Here is a 23,927-nt window from a genome sequence, read left to right on the forward strand (position 1 = left end):
ATGAATATTTATTAAAATTTCATCAATGTTTTTAATATTGATTCATGAATAGTAAAAAAAAAAGCGGTTAGAAGAACCGCTTAATTGTTAATTGTAAATTATCAATTGTTAATTATACGAGTCCCTGATCAATCATTGCATCTGCGACTTTTAAGAATCCGGCAATGTTTGCACCGTTAACATAATTTCCCGGTGTTCCGAATCTTTCAGCAGTGGTAACACAAGTATCGTGTATCCGGATCATTATTTCGTGTAAGCGTTTATCAACTTCTTCTCTTGACCAAGGCAGCCGCATACTGTTTTGCGTCATTTCCAATCCTGATGTAGCAACGCCGCCAGCGTTTGATGCTTTACCGGGTGAGTAAAGAATTTTTGCATCACGGATAATATTATAAGCATCAATTGTTGTTGGCATATTTGCACCTTCGCAAATACACATACATCCATTCTTCAATAATTCTTTTGCATCTTCAGGGTAAATTTCATTTTGAGTTGCACAGGGAAGAGCAACATCAACTTTTACTTCCCAGGGTTTTTTACCTGCGAAGAATTTTACTTTAAATTCTTTTGCATAATCTTCAACTATATCTTTGTTGCTAGAACGCAGCTTTAACATATAATCAATCTTTTCACCTTTTATACCATCGGGATCATAAATATATCCATCAGGTCCAGAAAGTGTTACAACCTTTGCACCGAGTTCAGTTGCTTTCCGGACTGCACCCCAGGCAACGTTTCCAAATCCTGAAACGGCAACAATTTTTCCATCGAAGGAAGTCTTTTTAGTCTTCAACATTTCTTCTGCAAAATAGACGCAACCAAAACCAGTTGCTTCGGGACGAACAAGCGAACCGCCCCAGTTCAATCCTTTACCGGTAAGAACTCCGGTGAATTCATTTTTTAATCTTTTGTACTGTCCATAAAGAAACCCAATTTCTCTTGCGCCAACACCGATATCTCCTGCTGGTACGTCAGTGTCTGGACCAATATGCCTGAAAAGTTCAGTCATAAAGCTCTGACAAAAGCGCATTATTTCATTATCGCTTTTACCTTTCGGATTAAAATCTGAGCCGCCTTTTCCTCCTCCCATCGGAAGAGTGGTTAATGAATTTTTAAAGACCTGCTCAAAGGCTAAAAATTTTAATATTCCAAGATTCACTGATGGGTGAAAACGAAGTCCACCTTTATAAGGACCAATAGCACTGTTCATTTCAATTCTGAAACCGCGATTGACTTGAATTACCCCCTGATCATCCATCCATGGAACACGGAACATAATAACTCTTTCAGGCTCTACCATTCTTTCAAGAATTTTTAATGATCTGTATTCAGAATGTTTCTCGACAACTACCTCGAGTGATTCGAGCATTTCCTGAACTGCCTGATGAAATTCCGGTTCGCTGGGATTTTTAGTTTTAACATCCTTTAATATTTTTTCTGTGTATTCTGACATATAAACCTCTGTGTATTAATTGTTTGACTTGTTGTGATGAATTTTTTGTAGTTAGAATTCTATATTCAATACCCCCATTTAATTTAAATGATAAATAAAAATATTTTTTATTTGTCATCTTAAAATTACGAAATAGGCTAATCAAAACCTTAATTATCATCACAAGCAATAAATAATTTTGATAAATATCACTTCTGTCATTTACTGATTTAACATAAATAATAGAATATTCTGCGTTTAATTGATAAATTGCAATAGTCTTTCTTCCAATTATTATTTGAACAGGAGTTTTTATGGATAACACTATTCTTAAAGAAAAAATCACACAGGCAGTTGAGATCTTAAAAGAAAAAGATATTGATATGTGGTTAACATTTGTTCGTGAGAGTTCAGTAATGACCGATCCGGCAATGGAAATGGTTGTTGGAACAAACTCAACCTGGCAGGCAGCTTTTTGTATAAACAAAGATGGTGATACAACTGCAATTATCGGTTCGATGGAAGAGGGAAATTTTAAAAAAGCAGGAGTGTTTAATAATATTATAACTTATCTAAAATCAATCCGCGAACCTTTCAGAGAATACATTGCAAAGAAAAATCCGAAAAAGATTGCAATTAATTATTCCAAAACTTCCGTACTTGCTGATGGTTTAACTTATGGAATGTATCAAATCCTTCTTGATCATCTTGAAGGAACTGAATACAGAAACAAACTAATCAGTTCTGAAGAAATTATTTCCGCATTGAGGGGAAGAAAATCTCAAACAGAAGTTTCATTAATGAAAGAAGCGATCAACGAAACACTGAAGATATTTGATGCAGTAACGAATTTTATGAAACCGGGAATGACAGAAATCGATGTGGCAAACTATGTGAGAAAACTCTACACTGAAAAAGGTTACGAAGCTGGCTGGGAAGAAGATCATTGTCCTGCTGTTTTCGCTGGTCCGAATCCAAATGGTCCACACGAAGGTCCCAGTGATAAAGTAATTAAAAAAGGAACAGTAGTTAATATGGATTTCGGAATTAAGTACAAAGGTTACTGTTCTGATTTGCAAAGAACGTGGTATATATTGAATGATGGAGAAACAAAAGCACCAGCACCAGTACAAAAAGGATTTGAAGTTATCCGCGATTCAATACAAAAAGTTGCAGATGCAGTCAAGCCCGGAGTAAGAGGTGTTGATATGGATACGATTGCAAGATCGTACATAACACAAAACGGCTACCCGGAATATCCGCACGGACTTGGTCACCAGGTTGGTAAAACTGTTCACGATGGAGTTGCGGGAATGTTTCCAGCATGGGAAAGATATGGCAACGCACCTTTCATTCCATTGGAGGAAAGACAGATATTTACAATCGAACCAAGACTTCCGATTGAAGGTTACGGAGTTGCAACAATTGAAGAAGAAGTAATTATTACAAAGAACGGCTGCGAGTTTATTTCTCCTCCGCAAAAGGAATTGATTTTAGTGAAACCGTAATCGTAAGTAAGTGAGACTCACCTTTTAGGTGAATCTCACATATTATGAGTATGATAACACTATCAACAGATACAAATCCTGAAGCTGAAAGAGTTTTAATTTCATTGCTTCGAAAACTTTCTGCAAAAGAAAAGCTTGATCGCACTCTCTATTTCAGTTCATCAATAATTAATCTTTCAAAGCGGACAATTGAAAGAGCAAATCCGGAGTTGAATGATGCTGAGAGGAATATTCTTTTTGTTCAATATCATTATGGGCAGGAGTTAGCTAATAAATTAAGAAACTATCTTAAAAACATCTTGAAAAAAGATTACTTCAGCAAAATTAATTTTTTAGTTATAAGCTGAAAAGATGTTTTCAAAGTATAAAAATAGATTCCACTGCCAAGTAAATTGTTTTCGAATGAGAGAATGATTTCATACTCGCCTTTTTGTTTAAACCCTTCTTCAACTGCACCAACTAATTCTCCAAGTGAACTGTAAATCTCTAGTGAGACAAAGTCGTCTTTCGGTAAACTGTATTTAATTGTAGTTACAGGATTGAAGGGATTAGGAAAATTTTGATACAAAACTATATCTTCAGGAATAGAATTATTATTTGTAGTATCTGAATTAATTTCTTCAATATAATTCTGAAATAATTCCACTAGCTCAGGTGAATTAAATTCATTAAACCCATAGCCATCAGAATTTATAACATCAGGATGAAGGTATTGCCAGACAATTGATGATTTTGTAGATGATCTTTTTATATCTTCAAGCCAATCTGTATAAACGGCTAATTTATTTTCTTTTATTCCAAACTCACCCAAAAGACATGGTTTATTAAATCTTACAGCAATTTGGTAATGATCTTTTATCCAAGTTTTTCCGGCTTTTGCAGATAATCCCCATCCGTTTGGGTAGCTGTGAAAAGAAACATAATCAATGTTTTCCAGTTGAGAGTTTTCATAAAAGCTCGTTCCTTTATAACCGTCAACAAGAAAGTAAGAACCGTTATACATAAATTCTACATTTGAATAAAGATTGGTATAAACGTCATAACCATTTTCACCTGTTGTAATCAAATGATTTCGATCTATTGATTTTATGAAAGAAGATATTTCTTCATACCAATTTTTAATTGTGTTAAAATCTTTTTCAGGATTTTCGGCTTCATTCATAATTTCCCAGGATAAAATTGTAGGATCGTCTTTATACTTTATTCCAGTAAAAGTATTTGTTCTGTCAAGTAACAATTCAATATGGTATTTGAACCATTGTTTCATTGAATCGTTTACAAAAAAATCATTGTGAGAATAATTATCGGAACCATTCAGCTTTATTTGATTTGCCCACTTGATGTATTGCGGTATTCCACCAAAAGCAGAGTAATTATTCGAGAGAGTTAGTATGAGATAAATTCCTTTCTCTTTTGCTTTTTGTAGAACATAATCGAGCGCAATCAAACCTGATTCCTGCACTTCATAAGGTGATTTTCTTATCACAGAAGGATTTGAAAAAGAAGAATCTTCATAGAATGTCCACGTACGAATTACATTTACACCAATAGTTACTGCTGATTGAAATACATCATTAACAATATATCTTCTTTCTATTTTACCTGCTTCACTCTGAAGATAATAAGCATTAAAGCCGAAGAACTTGAATTCTTCGTTATTCAAAATGAATTTATCTCCTGATGTTTTAATGAAGCTATTCTGCGGAAATACTATGTGAGAGACTATTGATAATAATAATATTATTATTTTCATTTCTTTTAGGAAATTATAACCTTCAAAATCTAGAACTCTGCTATCATCGCATAGGACTTGTGCAGCAACTTCGTATATTCTTCAAAAGAAATTTCAACTGCACCGAACATCTTTAAGTGTTCAGTTATATACTGCACGTCGAGAAGAACAAATTTTTTTTCTTTCAAATGTTTCAGTAAAACAGCAAGCGCAGCTTTGGATGCCTGAGAAACTTTCGAGAACATACTTTCACCAAAGAATGCACCGCGGAATGTAACTCCATAAAGTCCACCAACAAGTTTTTCGTCTTTCCACGTTTCAACTGTGTGAATGTGTCCAAGTTTTTTCAAACCACTGTAAGCAGATTTTAATTCTTCAGAAATCCAGGTTGATTCTCTATCCGAACAACCTGCAAGAACTCCTTCAAAATCAGTATCAAATCTTACTTCAAAGTTTTCATCTTCAATTGCTTTTTTAGCAGAACGAGGAATATTAAAATTATCAAGGGGAATAATTGTTCGCACATCAGGCATGAACCAATTAATGATCCCTGTTTTCGAATCAGCCATAGGAAATGCACCGCTTGCATAAAGCCGTATCATATTTTTGGGTTTCAGCAGCTCTTTTGTATCAATATATTCTTTACAGTTCATACAATTCTTTAATTCCAACTAAACTTAAAAATTGTTTAACTATTACCCAAGTTAGTTATTGGTTTTTAGTCCGTGGTTTTAGTTTTTTAGTTCCCAGTTTTAGGAAGTTTATTATAGATTTCAAACCAAATGGCTAAGAAACAAATAACAAATCAACTCTGACGAATAACTACCAACTAATAACCAAAATCTGAGTAAATTTACGCCTCAGTTTTGAATTCTGTTTTTATATATATCTGATATGAATAAAAAAATAGCAGTTGTTGCACTTGGTGGTAATGCTTTGCTGAGAGGCAATGAACTTGGAACAATTCAACAGCAGGAAATAAATACTTACAACACTTGTGTTCATCTGGTCAAACTAATTAAAGAAGGATACAATCTTGTAATTACTCATGGCAATGGTCCGCAGGTTGGCAATATTATGCTAAGAAATGAAGCTGGTTACAAAGAATATAAAATTCCGCAAATGCCAATTGATATTTGTGTAGCTGATTCCCAGGGCGGTATTGGATATATGATAGAACGACAATTGAAGAATATTCTGCGTGAATATAAAATTAGAAAAAATGTTGCTACAATTGTTACACAGGTTTTAGTTGATAAAAAAGATCCGGCTTTTGAAGATCCGACCAAACCAGTCGGAGGATTTTATTTAAAAGAAGAAGCTGAACTTCTCGCAAAATCAAAAGGTTTGATATTCAAAGAAGACCCCCGGAAACGAGGATGGAGAAGAGTTGTTCCATCACCAGAACCAATTGATATTCTCAACAGAAAAGTTATTCGTGATCTCGTTAAACATGGTAACATCGTGATTGCTGCCGGAGGCGGTGGAGTTCCTGTTTATATTGACGAGGATAAAAATTTTGTTGGAATTGAAGCTGTCATTGATAAAGACCTTGCTTCATCATTACTTGCAAATGAAATCGGAGCCGAGATGTTTTTCATTTTAACTGATGTTCCAAATGTTTATCTGAATTTTCATAAACCTAATCAGATTAAGCTTGAGCAAATTACCGTCAGCGATGCTGAGAAATACTTGAATGCAGGTGAGTTTGCTGAAGGCAGTATGGGTCCAAAAATTTTAGCAGCAATCAGGTTTGTTAAAGAAGGAGGAAAAGAAACTATTATCACTGAGTCAACGCAGCTTAGTAACTCCGGTTACGGAACAAGAATAGTAGCAGATAATTTTTAATGACTATCATTTATACTTGCAGTGATTAACCGATCTAATTGTGAAGATTAATTGTTTGATTTTTAGGTGGGATTGAGTATTTTTCTGATAGCGTGAGGGTAAATAAATTTTTATCATAAACAATTGGAGGCGTTATGAACAAAATGATTTTCACTGCACTTTCGTTTTTTTTGATCTCATCATTAAGCTTTGCTGAATTGAAGCTTAATCTTCCCACCAACCTGACTGGTGAAACAACACAATCAATCATCGATAATAATCTTAAAAGTAATTTAAAACTAGCTATTCCCGCAGAAGTAGTTCCATCAGCCGACCTGAAAGAATTTGTTAAGGGAATGATTCTGCTGGGAATTTTAGCAGATGTATCAATACCCATGGGAAGTGATGATGGCTTCAAGCACATTGCAGGAACCGGTTTTTCCGGTCACGCAGTGGGGTCATATTTTCTATCCACATCTTTCTTCTTATCGTTACGAGCTGGTTACATTAAATTTGGAACTCAAACGGAAGAAGGACAGGATCAAATAGGAAGTTATAAGTATGAAGACTCTTATTCACAAATTCCAATTCTTCTCGGCGCATATTATCTGATTGCAACAAATAGTTCCTTTAAACCCTATCTGGGTCTGGCTCTTGGTTTGTTTATGCAGACTTACTCTTTTACCTGGACGTTTAGCTACGATATCGGCGGTCAAACATATACAGATACTCAGGATGGTGATGCGAGTTCTACGGGATTTGGAGTAGTTCCGGCAGTCGGATTTTATCTGTTGTTAGGCTCTGTTGTTCTTCAGGCTGCGGTTGAGTATGCATATATCTTTAGTGAGTTGCCATCAGAGGAAGAGGATGACTACACACCGCCTACTAAAATAATGAAAATTGCTCAAGAAGAAGAGGAAGATACAAGTGAGAAAGCAAGCTATTTCTCGGTTAATCTCGGAGTTTCTTTCCCACTTGGACAATAAATAAATTCTAAATAAGATAATTGAAAGGCGAGGTTTGTTCTTCGCCTTTTTTATTCCGTTCTTTGAATAAACTCTTTGATCGTGCGATCATTTGTTGAGACAAGTTCCTGTGGTGTTCCCGTAAAATAAATTTTTCCATCGTGCATCATCGCTACACGATTCGCTACATTTTTCACACTGTACATATCGTGAGTAACAACAACAGACGTAACATTTAACTTATCAGTCAGATCCTTTATCAATTCATCTATTGAATCGGACATGATCGGATCCAATCCTGTGGTTGGTTCATCATAAAAAATATAATCCGGCTCTGTTATTAAAGCTCTTGCAAGACCAACTCTTTTTTTCATTCCGCCTGATAACTCTGCTGGTTTTAACTTTTGAACCCCTGTCATTCCAACCATTTCCAGTTTTTCAGAAACTTTTTTTTCCAATTCAGCAGTTGTAAACTTTCTCCCTGATTCTACCAATGGCAAAGCAATATTTTCCTCTACAGTCATCGAATCGAACAGAGCAGAACTCTGAAACAAGAATCCGAATCTGCTTCTTAAGGTGTAAAGTTCATTCAAGCTCATCTCATCAACTTTTCTGCCCTGGACTTTTACATATCCTTCATCAGGATAGAGCAGACCAACGATATGTTTTATCAATACACTTTTACCGCAACCGCTTCTGCCAATAATAACCAGAGTTTCGCCGGTACCAATATCCAGATCAACACCGCGAAGTACTTTGTTGCTTCCGAAAGATTTGTGAAGGTTTCGTATCTCAATCATAATTTTTTCCAGCACAAAGATAAGGTTTTATGACTAAAATAATTTGAAGAACGGTTAGCAATCTTCCTGCTGTCTTCATTAAATTTTAATCAACAATTAATTTTTTTTAGAGAAATTTCCATGAAAACATTATCTTTAATAACAGTAATTTTTCTTTTTATCTCTTCCGTAGTTTCAGCGCAAACAAATTACCCATCATATTATGAACAGAATAAATTTAATCTGGCATCACCCGGCGCATTAAAATACGGTTTATACGGTTATGATAATCCTGCAATGCTTGCGCTTCAACCATCTATGGATCTTTACATTACATGGAATTCAAATAACAATTCACCTGACAATTTTAATAACTGGGGATTTTTCGCAGCCGTGCCCTACCTGGGATTTAGCATGGTAAATAACACTGCTGCTAACAGGAACTTTAATGATTTTAAAATATCTACAGGTTTCGGTGGATCCGCTTTGGGAATCGGAGCAGGAATTGGTTGGGCAGCAGGTGATCTTTATAGTGTTAACAGAAGCACTTACTATTCAACCGGATTGTATTTTCGTCCGCTCCAGTATTTATCTATCGGGATAATTGGAAATTTTCCTACGGAAGGCAACGGAGAAGGAGTTCTTGATCTTGCTGTAAGACCACTTGGTAATGAAATTATAACTCTGTTTGGTGATTATTTATACCGGAATAACATGTACGCAGAAGAGAATAAATGGAGTGCGGGATTAATTGTTGAACCGGTTGATGGACTCCGTGCAAGCGGAAGATATTTTGAAAATGAAATTTTTGATATTGGCTTACATTTCAGTTTAGGAAATCTTGGCATCACTGCACAAACTCATTTGTCAGAAGATGGCAACGAATCATATCAAACCTATGGAGTACGAATTGGTGCTTATGATAGAACATTTATGTCTGCACTGAGTAAAAGTTCTGATTATGTACAATTTGACATGAAAGGAACAATAAAATACCAGAATTACAAATTCTTCGATGATTCAAAAACGCTGATTGATATTCTCGAACAGATCGAAGCCGCAAAAAAAGATCCATCAGTTTCAGGAATTGTATTGAACCTTTCGGATATTCGGGTAAATAGTGAAATGATCTGGGAGATTCGCGAAAAGCTGGAGGAATTCAAATCAGCAAACAAAAAAGTAGTTGTTTATTTTGATTACGCAGGAATAACTGAAATGTTTTTAGCTTCTGTTGCCGATAAGATTATTATTGATCCGATGGGAAGTATTCAATTGACAGGAATAATTAAAGGAAGACAGTATTACAAAGGAACTCTTGAGAAACTTGGGATCGGATTTACTGAACTTAGATATTTCAAATACAAATCTGCAGCAGAAACTTTTGCCAATGATAAAATGAGCGAGGCTGACAGAGAACAATATCAGAGGCTTGTTGATAATTATTATGAACTTTTCCGACAGGGAATTTCTGAAGAAAGAAATATTTCCCTGAAAGATTTTGATTCACTTGTTGATAATGAATATTTTATTTTACCTGATAAAGCAGTTGAACTTGGTCTCGCAGATACTAAGTCGAGATGGGACAGCATCGAAGACATAATTGAAAGCTTTATGGGAGAAAAGAAAAATTTGGTTAATCCCGAATCACTTGTCGAGTTCAAACTTCCTGAAGATGATTACTGGGGGAAGAAACCAGAGATTGCAGTAATTTATGCAATAGGTGTCTGTGCAATGGATGAAGGAATAAAAGCAAGAACACTTGTGAAATTTGTAGAGGACGCAGTTGAGGAAAAAAATATCGAAGCAATTATTCTTCGCGTTGATTCTCCGGGCGGCGAAGCACTTCCTTCAGATTTAATTGCCGAGGCTTTGAAAAAAGCAAAAGGTAAAAAACCAGTTATAGTTTCACAGGGATCTGTTGCAGCTTCAGGCGGTTACTGGTTATCTATGTATGGTGACAAAATATTTTCGTCGCCTTTAACACTAACCGGTTCAATCGGAGTTATTGGTGCTTTCTTTTATAACAAATCTTTTAAAGAAGATCTTGGCATTAGTACAGATTATGTAAAAAGAGGAAAACATGCAGAACTTGGTTATGGAATGAGGTTCCCCATCTTCGGATTGACTATTCCCGATAGAAATTTTACGGATGAGGAGTTGTTGAAAACCGAATCCATCATCAAGACTTTTTATACAGATTTTGTAAACAAAGTTGCGACAGGAAGAAATATGTCCGTTGAAGACGTCGAAAAGATTGCACAAGGCAGAGTTTGGAGTGGAGAAGATGCAATTGCTAACGGACTTGTTGACCAGCTTGGTGGATTATCTGCTGCAATTGATCTTGCAGTTGAAGAAGCAGGACTAAAAAATAAAAAATATGAGATTGTTCAATATCCACCGGCTGAATGGTTCAATTTTGAAAGTTTCCTCCCGCAGTTATTCGGGATATCTGATCTTCAATTTGTTGATGATCCGTTTATCAACAATTTGAAGTTCCGACTAAAAAATAATGGCTATCCAATTCCGATTCTGCCGATGAGCGAGATGGATTTGCTGGAGGAATAAATTTTTCCACAAAGCAATTGAGAATAAAAAGTTTAAAGAAGGTGAGACTTCTGAATTATTATGAATGTGTCACTCTGAAGAGCCTCATTTTAATATGACAAATTAGAATTTTTCAGAAGTCTCAAGAACTTAAAAAGTTTCAGGCAGCGTGTACTCCCGTCCTTTATTTTGTTCCTTCAGCCAGATCATTAAAGGATCAAAATAATTCATTAATGGTTTTGCGGTCATTTCCGAACCAGTTGATTTTTTGAGCAGCTCTTTCCAATCAACAGTTGCTCCTTTCGAAAGAATATCCAATAACCACTTGCCGGTTTCTTTACTTCCATAATAGTTTGTTTGGTGAGCATTTTGCTTTAATATTTTTTCAGAAATGTAATCGTGAAACTGAAATAACAATACATTTGAAATTGCATAATCATAATACTGACCGGCATCATCATTAATATGAGTTTTCGTCGCAGCGTCACAATAGTTTTCACTTCGTTTATATGGTGGAATTATTCCCTGGTATTTTTTTACCAGTTCCCACCACTTTGCATTGTACTGATCTTCCGGAAGATTCTTTGCATAAAGTTCATATTCAAACTCAGTCATTACCCCCGCACTCCACGGTAGGAAAACAATATAATCAAGTGCTTCTCTCAGTAAAGATTGTGTTTCATCAATTTTAAAATCTTTATCCATCAATCCCATTCCCTTCAAGAACGGTGGTTGAAGAGAAGCTAGTCCAATCATTGAACCAATTGCTTCATGGAAACCGCGGTTGGCACCTTCCCGAAGAATGATCGGTACATCCGGATTTGAATAACTTATATAATAATAAATGTGCCCAAGTTCGTGCAGAGAAGTTGACCACCAATCGGTGTTAGGAATTACGCTCATAAGTGACCTTACATCTTTATCATAATCCATATGCCATGCAGATGCGTGTGTGTTCTTTTTATAGCCAGCATCAGGTGGTACAGGATATAAACTCGATAATTCCCAAAACGATTGCGGCAGATTCGGGAAACCAAGACTTACATAAAAATCCTCGCCTTTCTTCACAATCCATTCAGATGATTTTTTTTCTAATTGTTTATCTACATTCAATCCTTCAGCTTTGATAATTCCCTGCCAGTCTTGTCCCCAACGATTTGGAAGCCAGTGAGCAGGAAGCATTTCAGGAACTTCAGCATTATATTTTTCTGCAAGAGTATATCGTGCCCAGGTATGCAGCTCTCTATACAATGGCCATATATCTTTTATCATATTTTCACAGAGTTGATTCATTTCTTCAACAGTCATTCCATAATCAGAAACCTGGTACTGGAAGAAATCTTTGTATCCAAGTGCCTGAACTGTTTCGTTGCGTAATCTTTGAAGGTTTGCCAATCCATCTTTTAAACCTACTCCAACTTCTTTGCTAGCTTCCCAGACCTTTAATCGTTCAGCAAGATTAGTTTCATTAACTAACAAATTATCTATTTGATTAGGAGTAATAGATTTTCCATCAAGTTTAAAATCAAATCCGAAGAGAATCTCAGTTTGTTTTGTACTTGCTACAATTTTTTCTTTAACTAATTCGCTCACGGTTTGCGGATTGCTTGCCGCAAGATATAATACTCTGTTTAATTGCCTGACCCGAAGGTCTGTCAATTGATCTTTTTGTTTCAGATATTCAGTTGCCTTTTCAATATTTTCTTTGCTTCCTGTGAACATTGCATATTGTTCCTGAGCTTCCTGTGCTTTTTTTATTGTGATAGTATCGCCTTCAACTATATGTGTATTAAGAAGCCATTCGCCTTTATTCCATTCATACGAATATTTCTGAAATTCTTTATTGTAATTATCAAGATATGATTGAACTTCTTTTTGAAGTTCTGCTGAATCCGAGCAGCCTAAAAACAAAAGTATAGTTACCGAAATAAAAATTAAGAGATGTTTCATTTCATTCCTTTTTATTGCATGATGTATTATTTATTAAATATCTGTTTTATGTGATGATCCATATGATCGACATAATCTTTCATAAGAAAAAAAAGCGTATCAGCGTTTTCAAAAGGTTGCTCTGCTGTAATTTTCAAATTCAGTTTTTCATCCGGAGTATTTTTCAAAATGTTTAGAATATGCTCATTATAGATTTTCCAAAAATTTACTAATTGCCGGGTATCAATTTCGTTATACTTCTGAATTCTTACCCAATCATCCTGAAAATAACCCTCTACAAAATAAGGCTGGGGCATAAATTGAATTTTGATAAACCGAAGATGATTGTTCACGGCAGAATCAATGAGATGTCCGAGTAGTTCTTTCTTCGACCATTTATTTGATGCAGGTTTCTTTCTTAATTCTTCTTCTGAATATTTCAGAAATTTTTGTGATACTATGTTGATATTTTCCTGCAAACGATCAACAACTTTTTTCAGTTCTTCTTTCATTAAATCCTGTTTATTTAATAATTATAATTTTCTTGCAACAACAACTGCAGTTTTCATTGTTTCGACAACACCAGAGCCTTCGTTAATTGATTCGAGAAAGATTATGTAGATTCCAATTCTCAAAGCTTGACCATCATCCCCCATTCCATCAAAAATAATTGAGCCAGAAGAACCGCTTGCCTGGTTATTTGCGAGTGTTCTTACAAGTCTTCCTTTATTATCAAATATTTTTATACGAACCTGCGAAGTGACCTGAGTCAGTTTATAATTGATGATCGTAAAATCTTCAAAGCCATCATTATCAGGTGAAAACGGATTTGGAGATACAGAAATATTTGATGCAATATTTGGATTAACTGTGTAAATGCTGTTTTGCTTTCCGGGTGTTGCACCGATAACATCAACAGAACTGCTCCAGTTGTATGAATCATTTCCATCAAGATTAGGATTGATTCTTTCCAGAGAAATATTTTTTGTTAAAATGAAATTATCGTTCTGCCATTTATCGGAATACCTGACTGAGTCAATAACATTTCCTTTCACATCTTTAAGAAGGATTAATTCTCCGGTATTAACTAAACCGAGACTTGAAGTTCCGGCTTCAGTTAGTAAAACACTTTCATCAAGATCATATTTTAACTTCACCAATGAGTCAGCAGCAAGAATGAAGAAAGAGTTATCCGGAAGTATAAGCGGGGTTTGTGATAACTTAAAATAATTTCCGTTTTCATCTTCGATTTTCCACCCGCCCACGTTCAATGAATCTCCGCTTAAATTCAGAAACTCAACAAACTCTGAATTGTTCTCTCCCGGATCAAACATAATTTCATTAATTGCAAGATCGTTCCTTTGGTAATCAGGAACATTTTCAATAGAGTTGGATTTGCCGGGAGTACTTCCTTTAATACTGAGAGAAGTAGTCCAGTTTGTGCTGTCATTAGTTGATGCTTCAAAAGAAATTCTTTCGAGAGAAAGACCTCTTCCTCCACCCCATGATGAACGATAAAACAAGCTGTCAATAATTCCATTTCTGAAATCATAAATTACAATTCCATCTGAAGTATTTCCAAGCGAACCAAAATTTGTAAAGAAAACTTTTGCCGTTACTCCCGGATATGCTGAGTTGAAAGAAGTATCTTTTGCAATTATTATATATTCATCAGGCTGTAAGATATAATCCGTATTTGTTATAAAATTTTTTGTTGGAGTCGTGAGAACATCGCTAACAGACCAGTCCTTTATATTCAGAGTATCCTCAGAAACATTTACAATCTCAACCCATTCAGGCTTATTTGTTTCCGTATTGTACATAACTTCATTAATCAAAACGACATCTGCGGGGAAACCCGGTTCAACTGACTTCTCGTAATAATTGTTCAGCGTATCTTCATCTGCATAGAAAACAATTCGAACGGCAGAAAGAGTTTTCCTGCTGATATTCTGGATGGGAGAACCTGAAGAAATATTTATCGAATCACCAGCAGCGAGTGTTAATCCGGTTTGTATATCGAGCAGAAGATCAACTACATTATTTGTATCAGTATCAATATAAAATTCAACATCAAAATCAATTGCTGAGGATGATCCATTATTTTTTATAAAGGCTGATATTAATACATCTTCACCTTCAATCGGAAACCGCGGATTGAAATTCATTTCTGCGACCGAAAGATCAAACTGTTTTGGAGTTAAACTATTAATTCTTCCGGGCGTACTTTGTTCAATATCGAATGAACTCCCCCAATTAGCTGCGAGATTTGAATTTGCGTTTACAGATAATCTTTCCAGCGAATAACCGTTGGTTCCGCCCCACTGATTAAAATAAAGCACCGAATCGATTGCAAGTCCACGATCATCTTTAATTACAACTCCATCGATATCATTGTTAAATGAAGGGAGAGAAATAACGTAAACCTCTGACGGAATGAAGCGATGATAATTATAAATTGTACTGCTTCTGCTTAAAATAAAATAAGAGTACGGCTCAATAAAAATATCCTCTTCAATTTGCACTTCAGTCGGTGTTGTAAATACATCCTTGATTTTCCATCCATTCAGATTTATTGACAATTCTGTTCTGTTGAAAAGCTCGATCCATTCCGGTTCACCTCCAAGTGGAGAATACATTATCTCGTTAATCACTACCGATAAAGCAGGTAAACCTGGTTCAATGAATTTATATAATTTATTGTTAGTTGTGTCTTCATCCGGATTGAAAACTGCATTCACAACAAATGCTCTTTGCGTCTGCAGATTTTCAATTGAAAAATTAAAATTGAACAGGGATGAGTCGTCAGACGAAAGAAAAAGACTTTGAATTTCTTCTAAAAACATATCAGGTATTGAATCAAGATCAGTATCTTCAAAAAGCTGAAGAGAAAAATTTGCGTCATTTAATCCCAAATTTTTCACTCTTGCTGATAACGATAGCGTGTCACCTTCAATCGGATACTCTGGACTGAAAATAAATTTAGTAACTGCAATATCATAATTTTTTTCTGTGATTGAATTGATGCTTCCGGGAGTTGCTTTGAAAGTACTTATTGATGTTCCCCAGTTTGTCGGATCAAGAGAAAACCGATTTACTGAAATTCTTTCAAGAGATTTTCCATTAATATTTCCACCCCAATCAGGATAATAATAAAGTGAATCAATTTTTAATCCTATCGAATCTTTAATAGAAATTGCATCACCGGTATTATTCAATGCAGGCAAATTAAATTCTATTATCTCAGAACCAACATTATAATAGTTATGTATTAATGAATCTTTTGTAAGAACAATGTATCCATTTGCCGGAATAAACTTATCTGTGTTTGTAATTGTAACTGATGAAACAGCATCTGCAAATTTCCATTTTTTCAGATTGATTGGGTTGTTTGTTCTGTTAAATAATTCCACCCATTCAGGTTCACTTGTTGAAGGTGCATACATGATTTCATTAATTACAACATCGTTATAGTTTGTTCCTTGTGGAAATACAATAAAAGATTTTATGAGTTCATTATTCGACAAATTCTCATCTTGTGAAAAAAGAACTTTCGCAATAATCTGATAGCTGCCGGCAGAAAGAGAATTCATTATTGCAGTTGCGGAAATGGAATCGGTTGGGAGAAGATTTGAATATTGCTGCGTAAAAATTATTTCCTCCGGGTCTGCAGTAGAATCGAAATCTGCATCGTGAAAAATTTCAATTGTGTAATTGCCAGCAGTGTTTGAACCAATATTTTTCACTCTAACAAAAACTGTAACATCATCACCAATCGTCGGATTTAATGGTTGAAAACTCAATGACGATAATTGTAAATCAAATTGAACCGGTGTACCTGAATTTTGAAATCCTGGTGTTCCGTTTGCGGTTAGTGAATTTGCCCAGTTACTTTGAGAACTATCTTTTATCATTACTCTTTTTTCATCCGAACGGCCTTGCAGGTTATTAGCAGAATAAAAATATGATTCAAGAGTGTCATTTGATGTGTTCAATAACCAGACTGATCTGTTTGTAGTATTTGCCATTCCGGATGTGCCAAATGAATTATCTGATATTTTTAAAACAAGCGCCGATGACGGAATCAGTCCATCATAAATTCCACTTCCGATTACATAATCTCCTTCAAGAATTATTGCAAATGATTTTGGTGGAAGTATTGTTCCTTCTCCTGCATCAACAATGATATCCGGATTTGAAGTGTGATATTTAATCTTATAAGAATTTAATTCGATACTTTGTGTTTCACTTGAATTATATAATTCAATAAATTCATTTGGTCCTGTTTGAGGATAAAACATAATCTCACTAAGCATTAGTGTGGAATCTGATTGAGGAAATAAAAAGACTGATAAAAGAAAAAATATTGAAATTGATCTCAGTGCCATTTTAAGTATTCTTATTTTTTCTTGCAGGTAAAGGTTTGCTCATGAGAAAATCAAATAACCAGTCAGGTAAATATTTTAAAATTTTTGAGCCTATAACTATTGGCAAAGGAAATTGAATTATTCTTTTCTCTTTTCTTATTCCATCAAGAATAATTTTTGCGGCTTTGTCAACATTCATCAGGAAAGGCATTTGAAATTCATTTTTATCTGTCATTGGTGTTCTTACAAATCCAGGCTTGACTGTTAAAACTTTTATATTGAAAGGTTTTAATTCAATTCTCAAACTTTCAAGCAGTAGCGTTGTGGCTGCTTTACTGGCATTATAGAATCCACTTCTTGGAAAACCTCTCGAATCAGCAAGACTGGAAACTCCTACAATAGTCCCATCTTTTCTTTCAATAAAATCGGGAAGTAATTGCTCTACAAAATTAATGATTCCGAAAACATTTGTATCAAAAATTTGATTTGCAATTCCTGACGAATAATTTTCAATGTTTGTACGATTAGAAAGTCCGGCATTCAAAATTGCAATATCAATTTTGCCAAAATCTTTTTTTATTTGCTGATAAGTATTTAATACTTCATTATTATTTCCAACATCGCAAGCATAGGTTATCACTCTGAATTCTTTTTTTTTAAGTTCAAATGCGAACTGGTCGAGTTTATCTTTTCTTCTGGAAATCAGTGCAAGAGAGCAATTTTCATTTGGCAATGATTTTGCAAGTGAAAAGCCTAATCCGGAAGAGGCTCCGGTAATCAGAATAGTTTTGTTTTTGAAATTCATCTATGCAGGGGGTATTTTATCGAAATTTGGGAAGGAATTTAATAATTTGGGAAGAGTATTAAAACTTTGTAGAAAAGAATCAATTGGTTATCTTTTCACAAAAATTATTCCACATTAATGAATACGCAAATTTTACCGGTTGATAATGTATTAGTTAGACAGGAAGTTGCAGAAATTCACTTCAAATGCGATTTATTGAAGTGCAAAGGCGCTTGTTGTACTTTTGAAAGCAAATACGGTGCACCGGTCACATGGGAAGAAGTTTCAATCATTGATCGGATACTGAATAAAGTAATTAAATACATTTCTAAAGAACATAAAGGTGAAATCGCCGAACATGGTTTTTTTGAAGAACATAACGGTGAACCTTTACTTAAAAGTGTTGATAATCGTGCATGTGTTTTTGTTTATTATGAAAATGAAATTGCAAAATGTGCTATTGAGAAAGCTTACTTTGATGGAAAAACCGATTTCAGAAAACCAATATCCTGTCATTTGTTTCCAATCAGGATTTCGGATTTCGGTGGAGATGTTGTGAGATTTGAACATCTCAATGAATGTAAACCGGCATTAGAACTTGGGGAAAAAGAAAACACTACTGTTGCAGAATTCTGTGAAGAATCGCTTAACAGAAAATATGGTAAAGAATGGTACTCACAATTTAAGGAGCTAATCAGGAAATAAAATGCTAACACTCAGTCAACGTTTATCACAACAACAAAAATTATCACCGCAGCAAATTCAGTATCAAAAACTGCTTCAGTTAAATACGCTCGCGCTCGAACAGAGAATCAAAACTGAACTTGAACTTAATCCTATTCTTGAAGAAGAATTAGAGCTAGCACAGGAAACAGATGAAAAAGAAAAAGATAAAGATGAAGAAACCACTACCGATGAAATAAAAGACCCTGATAATGAAGAATTCAGTTTGGAAGATTATATGAATGACGATGATTTTGATCACGAGCGTGTTTACCGTGGCAGCGATGAAGAACAATTCCATCCGCTTGCACCTGTAAGAGAAACTCTTTCTGAACATCTGATTGAACAACTGAATATGTTGAACCTTAGTGAAAATTTAAACAGACTGGGAGAAGAAATAATCGGGAATCTGGATGATGCAGGATATCTTAAAAGAGGTTTGGGCGAAATATTAAACGAGCTTGAATTGTTTGAAAATATTAAAGTTGATCCTGAAGAAGCAGAGAATCTTTTAAAACGAATACAGCTTTTTGATCCGTTGGGTATAGCAAGCAGAAACCTTCAGGAATGTTTGCTTGTTCAGATTAAAAACATAAAGAATGCAGATCAGTATTACCGGTATATCGCTGAGAAAATGTTAGTTGAATTTTATGATGATTTCACGAAAAGAAGATTCGATATACTAAAGCAAAAGATGAACTTGACTGATGAGACACTCCGCGAAACTGTGGACCTGATACAAAGTATGAATCCAAAACCCGGCGAAGGAAATATTGATTCTGCAGAGATGAATCAGATCTCTCCTGACTTCGTAATTGAGAAAGTGGAAAACGATTATGTGATCACTTTGAACGACAGAAGTATGCCATCAGTTACGATTAGTAAACAATATCTCGAAATGTTTGAAAGCAACCGAAGAAGAGGAAAAAAATCAAATAGAGAGAAAGAGACGTATAAGTTCCTCAGGGAGAAATTTGAATCAGCTAAATGGTTCATCGCCTGTATTCAGCAGCGAAGAGATACACTGATGAAAATTATGCAGGCAATATTCCAGAGACAGTATGAATTTTTTGAGAAAGGTCCAAAAGCTCTTCGCCCAATGATATATAAAGATATTGCTCAGGAAATAAATATGGACATTTCAACCATCAGCCGGGTAGTTAATGGTAAATATGTTCAAAGCCCGCAAGGTATTCATGAACTGAAATACTTCTTCAGTGAAGGTCTTGCAACAGATACCGGTGATGAAGTATCAAACAAACACATCAAGGAAAGATTAAAAGAAATTATTGACAGAGAAGACAAGCGAAAACCATTCAGCGATGATAAGCTTGCTGAACTGCTCAATGATGAAGGAATTCATATTGCAAGAAGAACTGTTGCAAAATACAGAGAGCAATTAAGACTTCCTGTTGCACGACTCAGAAAAGAACTTTCATGACCCTGGTTGTTGATGTTTTAACCATCTTATTTCTATTTGCAATTTTCGGTTATACACATTCTCTTTTAGCATCCGTAAAAGTAAAAACGTGGTTCAAAAAAATGTTTGGTGATTTGATCGCTTTTTACAGATTGCTTTATAATTTTCTTGCTTTGCTTTCACTTTATCTGATTTACGAATTATCACCTAAGCCTCACATCATCATTTATGATTTACCAAATCCATACGATTTAATTATTCTAATCCCGCAATTTCTTTCATTAGTGGGAGTAATCTGGGCGTTTAATTATATTTGCTTCAGGGAGTTTTTAGGACTGAATCAGATAAAAAGATTTTTAGAGAAAAGATATACAACCGAACTTGATGAAGAATTTACTCTTCGAATTAAAGGACCATACAGGTTTTCAAGACACCCTGTTTATTTCTTTTCAATAACATTTTTGATGTTCAGACCGGTAATGGATTTGTTTTACCTCACATTCTTCATTTGTATAGTCGTTTATTTTTACATTGGTTCTTACTTTGAAGAGAAGAAATTAGTAAAGTTGTTTGGTGAGGTTTATGAAAAATACAAAAAGGAAGTACCGGGAATTATCCCGATAAAATTATTTAAACCTTACAATCAAAATTTTGAAACTGATAATTGAACAGGATAATATATGAGCAAAAGAATAAGATCAACAACAATACTTGGAATTGTACATAACGGAATTGCAGCACTCGGCGGTGATGGTCAGGTTTCAATAGGTAACACAATTATGAAACATAATGCTATGAAAATCCGGAAACTTTCTGATGGGAAAGTAATTTGTGGATTTGCCGGTGGTGCTGCGGATGCTTTTTCTTTGATGGAAAGATTTGAAGACAAATTGCAGCAGTATCGTGGAAATGTAAGTCGTGCTGCCGTTGAGCTTGCAAAAGAATGGCGGACAGATAAAATACTTCGCAGGCTTGAAGCAATGCTGGCAGTCGTTTCAAAAGATAATGCGCTTATTATTTCAGGAAACGGAGATGTAATTGAACCGGATGATAAAATAGTTGCAATCGGTTCGGGAGGAATGTACGCTTTATCCGCTGCAAGAATGTTAAAAAAGTATAGTAAGTTATCAGCTAAAGAAATTGCGGAAGAATCTCTTAAAACTGCTGCGGAAATTTGTATTTATACAAACGATAAAATTAATGTTGAAGTAATTGAATAAGGAACTTCGTTTCAATAATTGGAACTTCACTCAGATACGAGAGATATTTTGAAACCGAAGATATTTAGAAAGGAAAAAATTTTTATGTATGATAAATCAATGCAGGAATTAACACCTGGCAAAATAGTCGAAGAACTTGATAAGTACATTATCGGTCAAACTGAAGCTAAGCGTGCAGTTGCTATTGCACTTAGAAATAGATGGAGACGTCAGCAAATAGAAGATAACCTTCGTGAAGAAATACTTCCAAATAATATTATTCTAATTGGACCCACCGGCGTTGGGAAAACTGAAATTTCGAGAAGACTTGCAAAACTTGCAGCAGCACCATTTGTAAAAGTTGAAGCATCAAAATTTACCGAGGTTGGTTACGTTGGCAGAGATGTTGAGTCAATGGTTCGTGATCTGACTGACTTTTCAGTTAATATGATAAAAGCAGAAAAAACGAAGGAAGTCCAATCCAAAGCAGAGCATCTTGCTGACGAAAGAATTCTCGACATATTGATTCCGCCTGTAAGAAAACCAGCTCAGCCGGTTCAAACAGTACAGGTTCAGACTCAATTTGATTCTGAACAACATTCTGCCGAAATAAATTCTGAAGAATATCAGAACAAAAAAACACGCGAGTGGATGAAAGTGAAATTGAAAAACGGCGAAATGGATGATAAGCTGATTGAATTTGATTCTCAGGCGCCACCAGCAATTGGTATGCAGGTAATGGGTCCGTTTGGAATGGATGATATGGGAATAAACATTCAGGAAATTGTCGGCAACCTGATGCCGAAGAAAAAGAAAAAAAGAAAAACCACAATTGCAGAAGCACGACAAATACTTGCACAGGAAGAAGCTCAAAAGTTAATTGATATGGAAGCTGTCCAGCGGGAGGCAATTCAAAGAGTCGAAGAATCAGGAATAATTTTTATTGATGAAATTGATAAGGTTGCGAGCAGCGGCGGTAAAGGTCACGGACCGGATGTATCACGCGAAGGTGTGCAGAGAGATCTTCTCCCGATTGTTGAAGGAACAAATGTAAATACGAAATACGGAGTAGTTAGAACTGATCACGTTTTATTCATTGCATCCGGTGCTTTTCACGTTGCGAAACCATCTGATCTGATTCCTGAACTGCAGGGCAGATTTCCAATACGTGTTGAGCTGAATAGTTTATCTGAAGAAGATTTCGTTCAAATTCTAACAACACCACAAAATGCATTATTAAAACAATATTCTGCTTTGCTCGAAACTGAAGGAGTTAAATTACATTTCACTGATGATGGAATTAGAGAAATTGCACGCATTGCTACTGAAGTTAATGAAGCAGTAGAAAATATTGGTGCAAGAAGATTGCACACGATTTTAACTACTCTGCTCGATGAAATTTTATTTGATGTGCCGGATAAAATCCCAACCGAAACTATCAATATCACAGCAAAGTTTGTAAAAGAGAAACTCGATAAAATTGTAAAAGACAGGGATCTGAGTAAGTTTATTTTGTAAAGAATTATCTGGCAGAATTATTTTAAAATAAATCCTGTGTAGTTTGAAGACGTAATTAAATTAAACTCTGAACCAGGGTAAGCATCTTTCCAATCTTTCGGAGGAACAAATCGTTTCCCCTCTACCCATTTTATTTCATAAGCAAACAACTTCCCTTCCCGTTCTTCAATCAGATCAATTTCTTTTTGATCATATGTGCGCCAAAAATAAGAGTTGTAATATCTGTTCAAATAATCATTGGCTTTAATTCTTTCTATCATAATAAAATTTTCAAACAACTTTCCGGCATCATTTCTATCCCCAAGCTTGTTAAATTGTAAAATCACTCCGTTTCTGATACCATTGTCAATAAAATAATATTTGGCTTTGCTGGTAATCTCTTTTCTTAAATTCCTGCTGAACGAACCAATCTTCTTTATGATAAAAGCCTTTTCAAGTATATCAAGATACCGTTGAACAGTTTTAACATCCAGATTAACTTGAGTAGCTAATTCAGTTAATGATATTTGATTACCAACCTGGAAAGCAATTAATTTTAATAAATCTAACAGTTGTTTTGAGCCTCTTATTTTCTCTAATGAGAGTACGTCTTTCATTAAATAAGAATTAACAAGTTCTTTAAGTACGTCGATTTTCTCCTTACTACTTTGAGCTTTTATAACTTCTGGATACGAACCATAGATCATAAAATCCTGCAGATAGTTTTTCAATTCATATTCATTGTAAAGTTCTTTCAGTTCAAGGTTAGCAAACGGATAAAGAATTAAAGTTCGTTTCCTGCCGGTTAATGGTTCACCTACCTGCTGAGAAAGATCAAATGAGGAAGAGCCGGTTACCAAGACTCTTAGTTCAGGATTGTTATCTACAAGTATCTTCAAGCCCATTCCAATATTTTTAATTTGCTGAGCTTCGTCAATCACAAGAAGTTCATAACCTTCGGCATAGTCAAGGATATCATTAAAATTTTGTGAACCCAAAGCTTGCTGTGTTCTTATGTTGTCGCCGGAATCAAATTTATATTTTAGATTTGTCCGTGAAAGGAAGTCCTTAACAAGCGTTGTTTTGCCAACCTGTCTTGCACCATAGACAATTAGAACTTTTCCTTTTTTTAAATGTTCTTCTAATATGTAATATCTTTTAATCATTTGGCTCATAACTGTTCTCTGAATTACTACAAATTTGTGGATTTCAATTCCACGT

The 23,927-nt window shown here is 35.0% G+C and carries 19 protein-coding genes; 10 read left to right on the plus strand and 9 right to left on the minus strand.

Annotated features, from left to right (window positions below; all coding sequences use genetic code 11):
• Positions 1 to 112: 112 nt before the first annotated feature.
• The gene (gene gdhA / locus HND39_04080) at positions 113 to 1,453 is read right to left on the minus strand and encodes an NADP-specific glutamate dehydrogenase (GenBank protein QKJ95519.1); all 1,341 of its coding nucleotides are present in this window, start codon (positions 1,451 to 1,453) and stop codon (positions 113 to 115) included.
• Positions 1,454 to 1,746: 293 nt separating this feature from the next.
• On the opposite strand from gdhA, the gene HND39_04085 reads away from it, so the two are divergent.
• Both HND39_04085 and HND39_04090 read left to right on the plus strand, forming a co-directional pair.
• On the plus strand, positions 1,747 to 2,940 hold the full coding sequence (locus HND39_04085) for an aminopeptidase P family protein (protein ID QKJ95520.1): 1,194 nt from the start codon (positions 1,747 to 1,749) through the stop codon (positions 2,938 to 2,940).
• A 44-nt stretch (positions 2,941 to 2,984) separates the two neighbouring features.
• A complete protein-coding gene (locus HND39_04090; GenBank protein ID QKJ95521.1) occupies positions 2,985 to 3,287 on the plus strand; it encodes a hypothetical protein in 303 nt (100 codons plus the stop codon).
• On the opposite strand, the gene HND39_04095 is transcribed toward HND39_04090, so the two are convergent.
• Together HND39_04095 and HND39_04100 are read right to left on the minus strand one after the other, a co-directional pair.
• Positions 3,251 to 4,693 (minus strand): cellulase family glycosylhydrolase, encoded by a 1,443-nt coding sequence (locus HND39_04095; protein QKJ95522.1) that lies wholly within the window; start codon positions 4,691 to 4,693, stop codon positions 3,251 to 3,253. The two genes, HND39_04090 and HND39_04095, sit on opposite strands and share 37 nt — an antisense overlap.
• Before the next feature lie 29 nt (positions 4,694 to 4,722).
• The gene (locus HND39_04100) at positions 4,723 to 5,325 is read right to left on the minus strand and encodes a leucyl/phenylalanyl-tRNA--protein transferase (GenBank protein ID QKJ95523.1); all 603 of its coding nucleotides are present in this window, start codon (positions 5,323 to 5,325) and stop codon (positions 4,723 to 4,725) included.
• A gap of 241 nt (positions 5,326 to 5,566) precedes the next feature.
• Here HND39_04100 and arcC point away from each other — a divergent pair, with 241 nt between their 5' ends.
• Complete coding sequence (arcC, locus tag HND39_04105; GenBank protein ID QKJ95524.1) at positions 5,567 to 6,520, plus strand: carbamate kinase; 954 nt, start codon at positions 5,567 to 5,569, stop codon at positions 6,518 to 6,520.
• Positions 6,521 to 6,654: 134 nt separating this feature from the next.
• The gene (locus HND39_04110) at positions 6,655 to 7,485 is read left to right on the plus strand and encodes a hypothetical protein (protein ID QKJ95525.1); all 831 of its coding nucleotides are present in this window, start codon (positions 6,655 to 6,657) and stop codon (positions 7,483 to 7,485) included.
• 50 nt (positions 7,486 to 7,535) lie between these two features.
• Here the strand turns inward: HND39_04110 and HND39_04115 are convergent, their stop codons facing one another.
• The gene (locus HND39_04115) at positions 7,536 to 8,264 is read right to left on the minus strand and encodes an ABC transporter ATP-binding protein (protein ID QKJ95526.1); all 729 of its coding nucleotides are present in this window, start codon (positions 8,262 to 8,264) and stop codon (positions 7,536 to 7,538) included.
• A gap of 120 nt (positions 8,265 to 8,384) precedes the next feature.
• Between HND39_04115 and sppA the strand changes: the two genes are divergently transcribed.
• On the plus strand, positions 8,385 to 10,808 hold the full coding sequence (gene sppA / locus HND39_04120; protein QKJ95527.1) for a signal peptide peptidase SppA: 2,424 nt from the start codon (positions 8,385 to 8,387) through the stop codon (positions 10,806 to 10,808).
• 129 nt (positions 10,809 to 10,937) lie between these two features.
• Here the strand turns inward: sppA and HND39_04125 are convergent, their stop codons facing one another.
• The 4 genes from HND39_04125 to HND39_04140 are packed head-to-tail and all read right to left on the minus strand — an operon-like array spanning position 10,938 to position 17,888.
• A complete protein-coding gene (locus HND39_04125; GenBank protein QKJ95528.1) occupies positions 10,938 to 12,737 on the minus strand; it encodes a M2 family metallopeptidase in 1,800 nt (599 codons plus the stop codon).
• A gap of 26 nt (positions 12,738 to 12,763) precedes the next feature.
• Positions 12,764 to 13,228 (minus strand): DinB family protein, encoded by a 465-nt coding sequence (locus HND39_04130; protein ID QKJ95529.1) that lies wholly within the window; start codon positions 13,226 to 13,228, stop codon positions 12,764 to 12,766.
• Between the two features lie 21 nt (positions 13,229 to 13,249).
• Entirely contained in the window at positions 13,250 to 17,104 is a 3,855-nt protein-coding gene (locus HND39_04135; protein QKJ95530.1) for a hypothetical protein, read from the minus strand.
• Between the two features lies 1 nt (position 17,105).
• Positions 17,106 to 17,888, minus strand: a complete 783-nt coding sequence (locus tag HND39_04140) for an SDR family NAD(P)-dependent oxidoreductase (GenBank protein QKJ95531.1) — start codon at positions 17,886 to 17,888, stop codon at positions 17,106 to 17,108.
• 117 nt (positions 17,889 to 18,005) lie between these two features.
• On the opposite strand from HND39_04140, the gene HND39_04145 reads away from it, so the two are divergent.
• The 5 genes from HND39_04145 to hslU all read left to right on the plus strand — a co-directional run bounded on the left by HND39_04145 (position 18,006) and on the right by hslU (position 22,727).
• Positions 18,006 to 18,572: a DUF3109 family protein gene (locus HND39_04145; protein ID QKJ95532.1), complete on the plus strand. Its 567-nt coding sequence runs from the start codon at positions 18,006 to 18,008 to the stop codon at positions 18,570 to 18,572.
• A gap of 1 nt (position 18,573) precedes the next feature.
• A complete protein-coding gene (rpoN, locus tag HND39_04150; protein QKJ95533.1) occupies positions 18,574 to 20,031 on the plus strand; it encodes an RNA polymerase factor sigma-54 in 1,458 nt (485 codons plus the stop codon).
• Positions 20,028 to 20,678 carry a hypothetical protein gene (locus HND39_04155; protein ID QKJ95534.1) on the plus strand — a complete coding sequence of 217 codons (651 nt, stop codon included), beginning with the start codon at positions 20,028 to 20,030 and terminating at the stop codon, positions 20,676 to 20,678. The genes rpoN and HND39_04155 overlap by 4 nt, the downstream gene beginning before the upstream one ends.
• Positions 20,679 to 20,690: 12 nt before the next feature.
• Positions 20,691 to 21,230: an ATP-dependent protease subunit HslV gene (hslV, locus tag HND39_04160; protein QKJ95535.1), complete on the plus strand. Its 540-nt coding sequence runs from the start codon at positions 20,691 to 20,693 to the stop codon at positions 21,228 to 21,230.
• Between the two features lie 84 nt (positions 21,231 to 21,314).
• Positions 21,315 to 22,727, plus strand: coding sequence for an ATP-dependent protease ATPase subunit HslU (gene hslU / locus HND39_04165; protein ID QKJ97877.1), 1,413 nt, complete (start codon positions 21,315 to 21,317; stop codon positions 22,725 to 22,727).
• 17 nt (positions 22,728 to 22,744) lie between these two features.
• Here the strand turns inward: hslU and HND39_04170 are convergent, their stop codons facing one another.
• A complete protein-coding gene (locus HND39_04170; GenBank protein QKJ95536.1) occupies positions 22,745 to 23,881 on the minus strand; it encodes an ATP-binding protein in 1,137 nt (378 codons plus the stop codon).
• Between the last annotated feature and the right edge of the window lie 46 nt (positions 23,882 to 23,927).

The organism is Ignavibacteriota bacterium (genome assembly GCA_013285405.1).
Taxonomy (GTDB): Bacteria; Bacteroidota; Ignavibacteria; order Ignavibacteriales; family Ignavibacteriaceae; genus IGN2.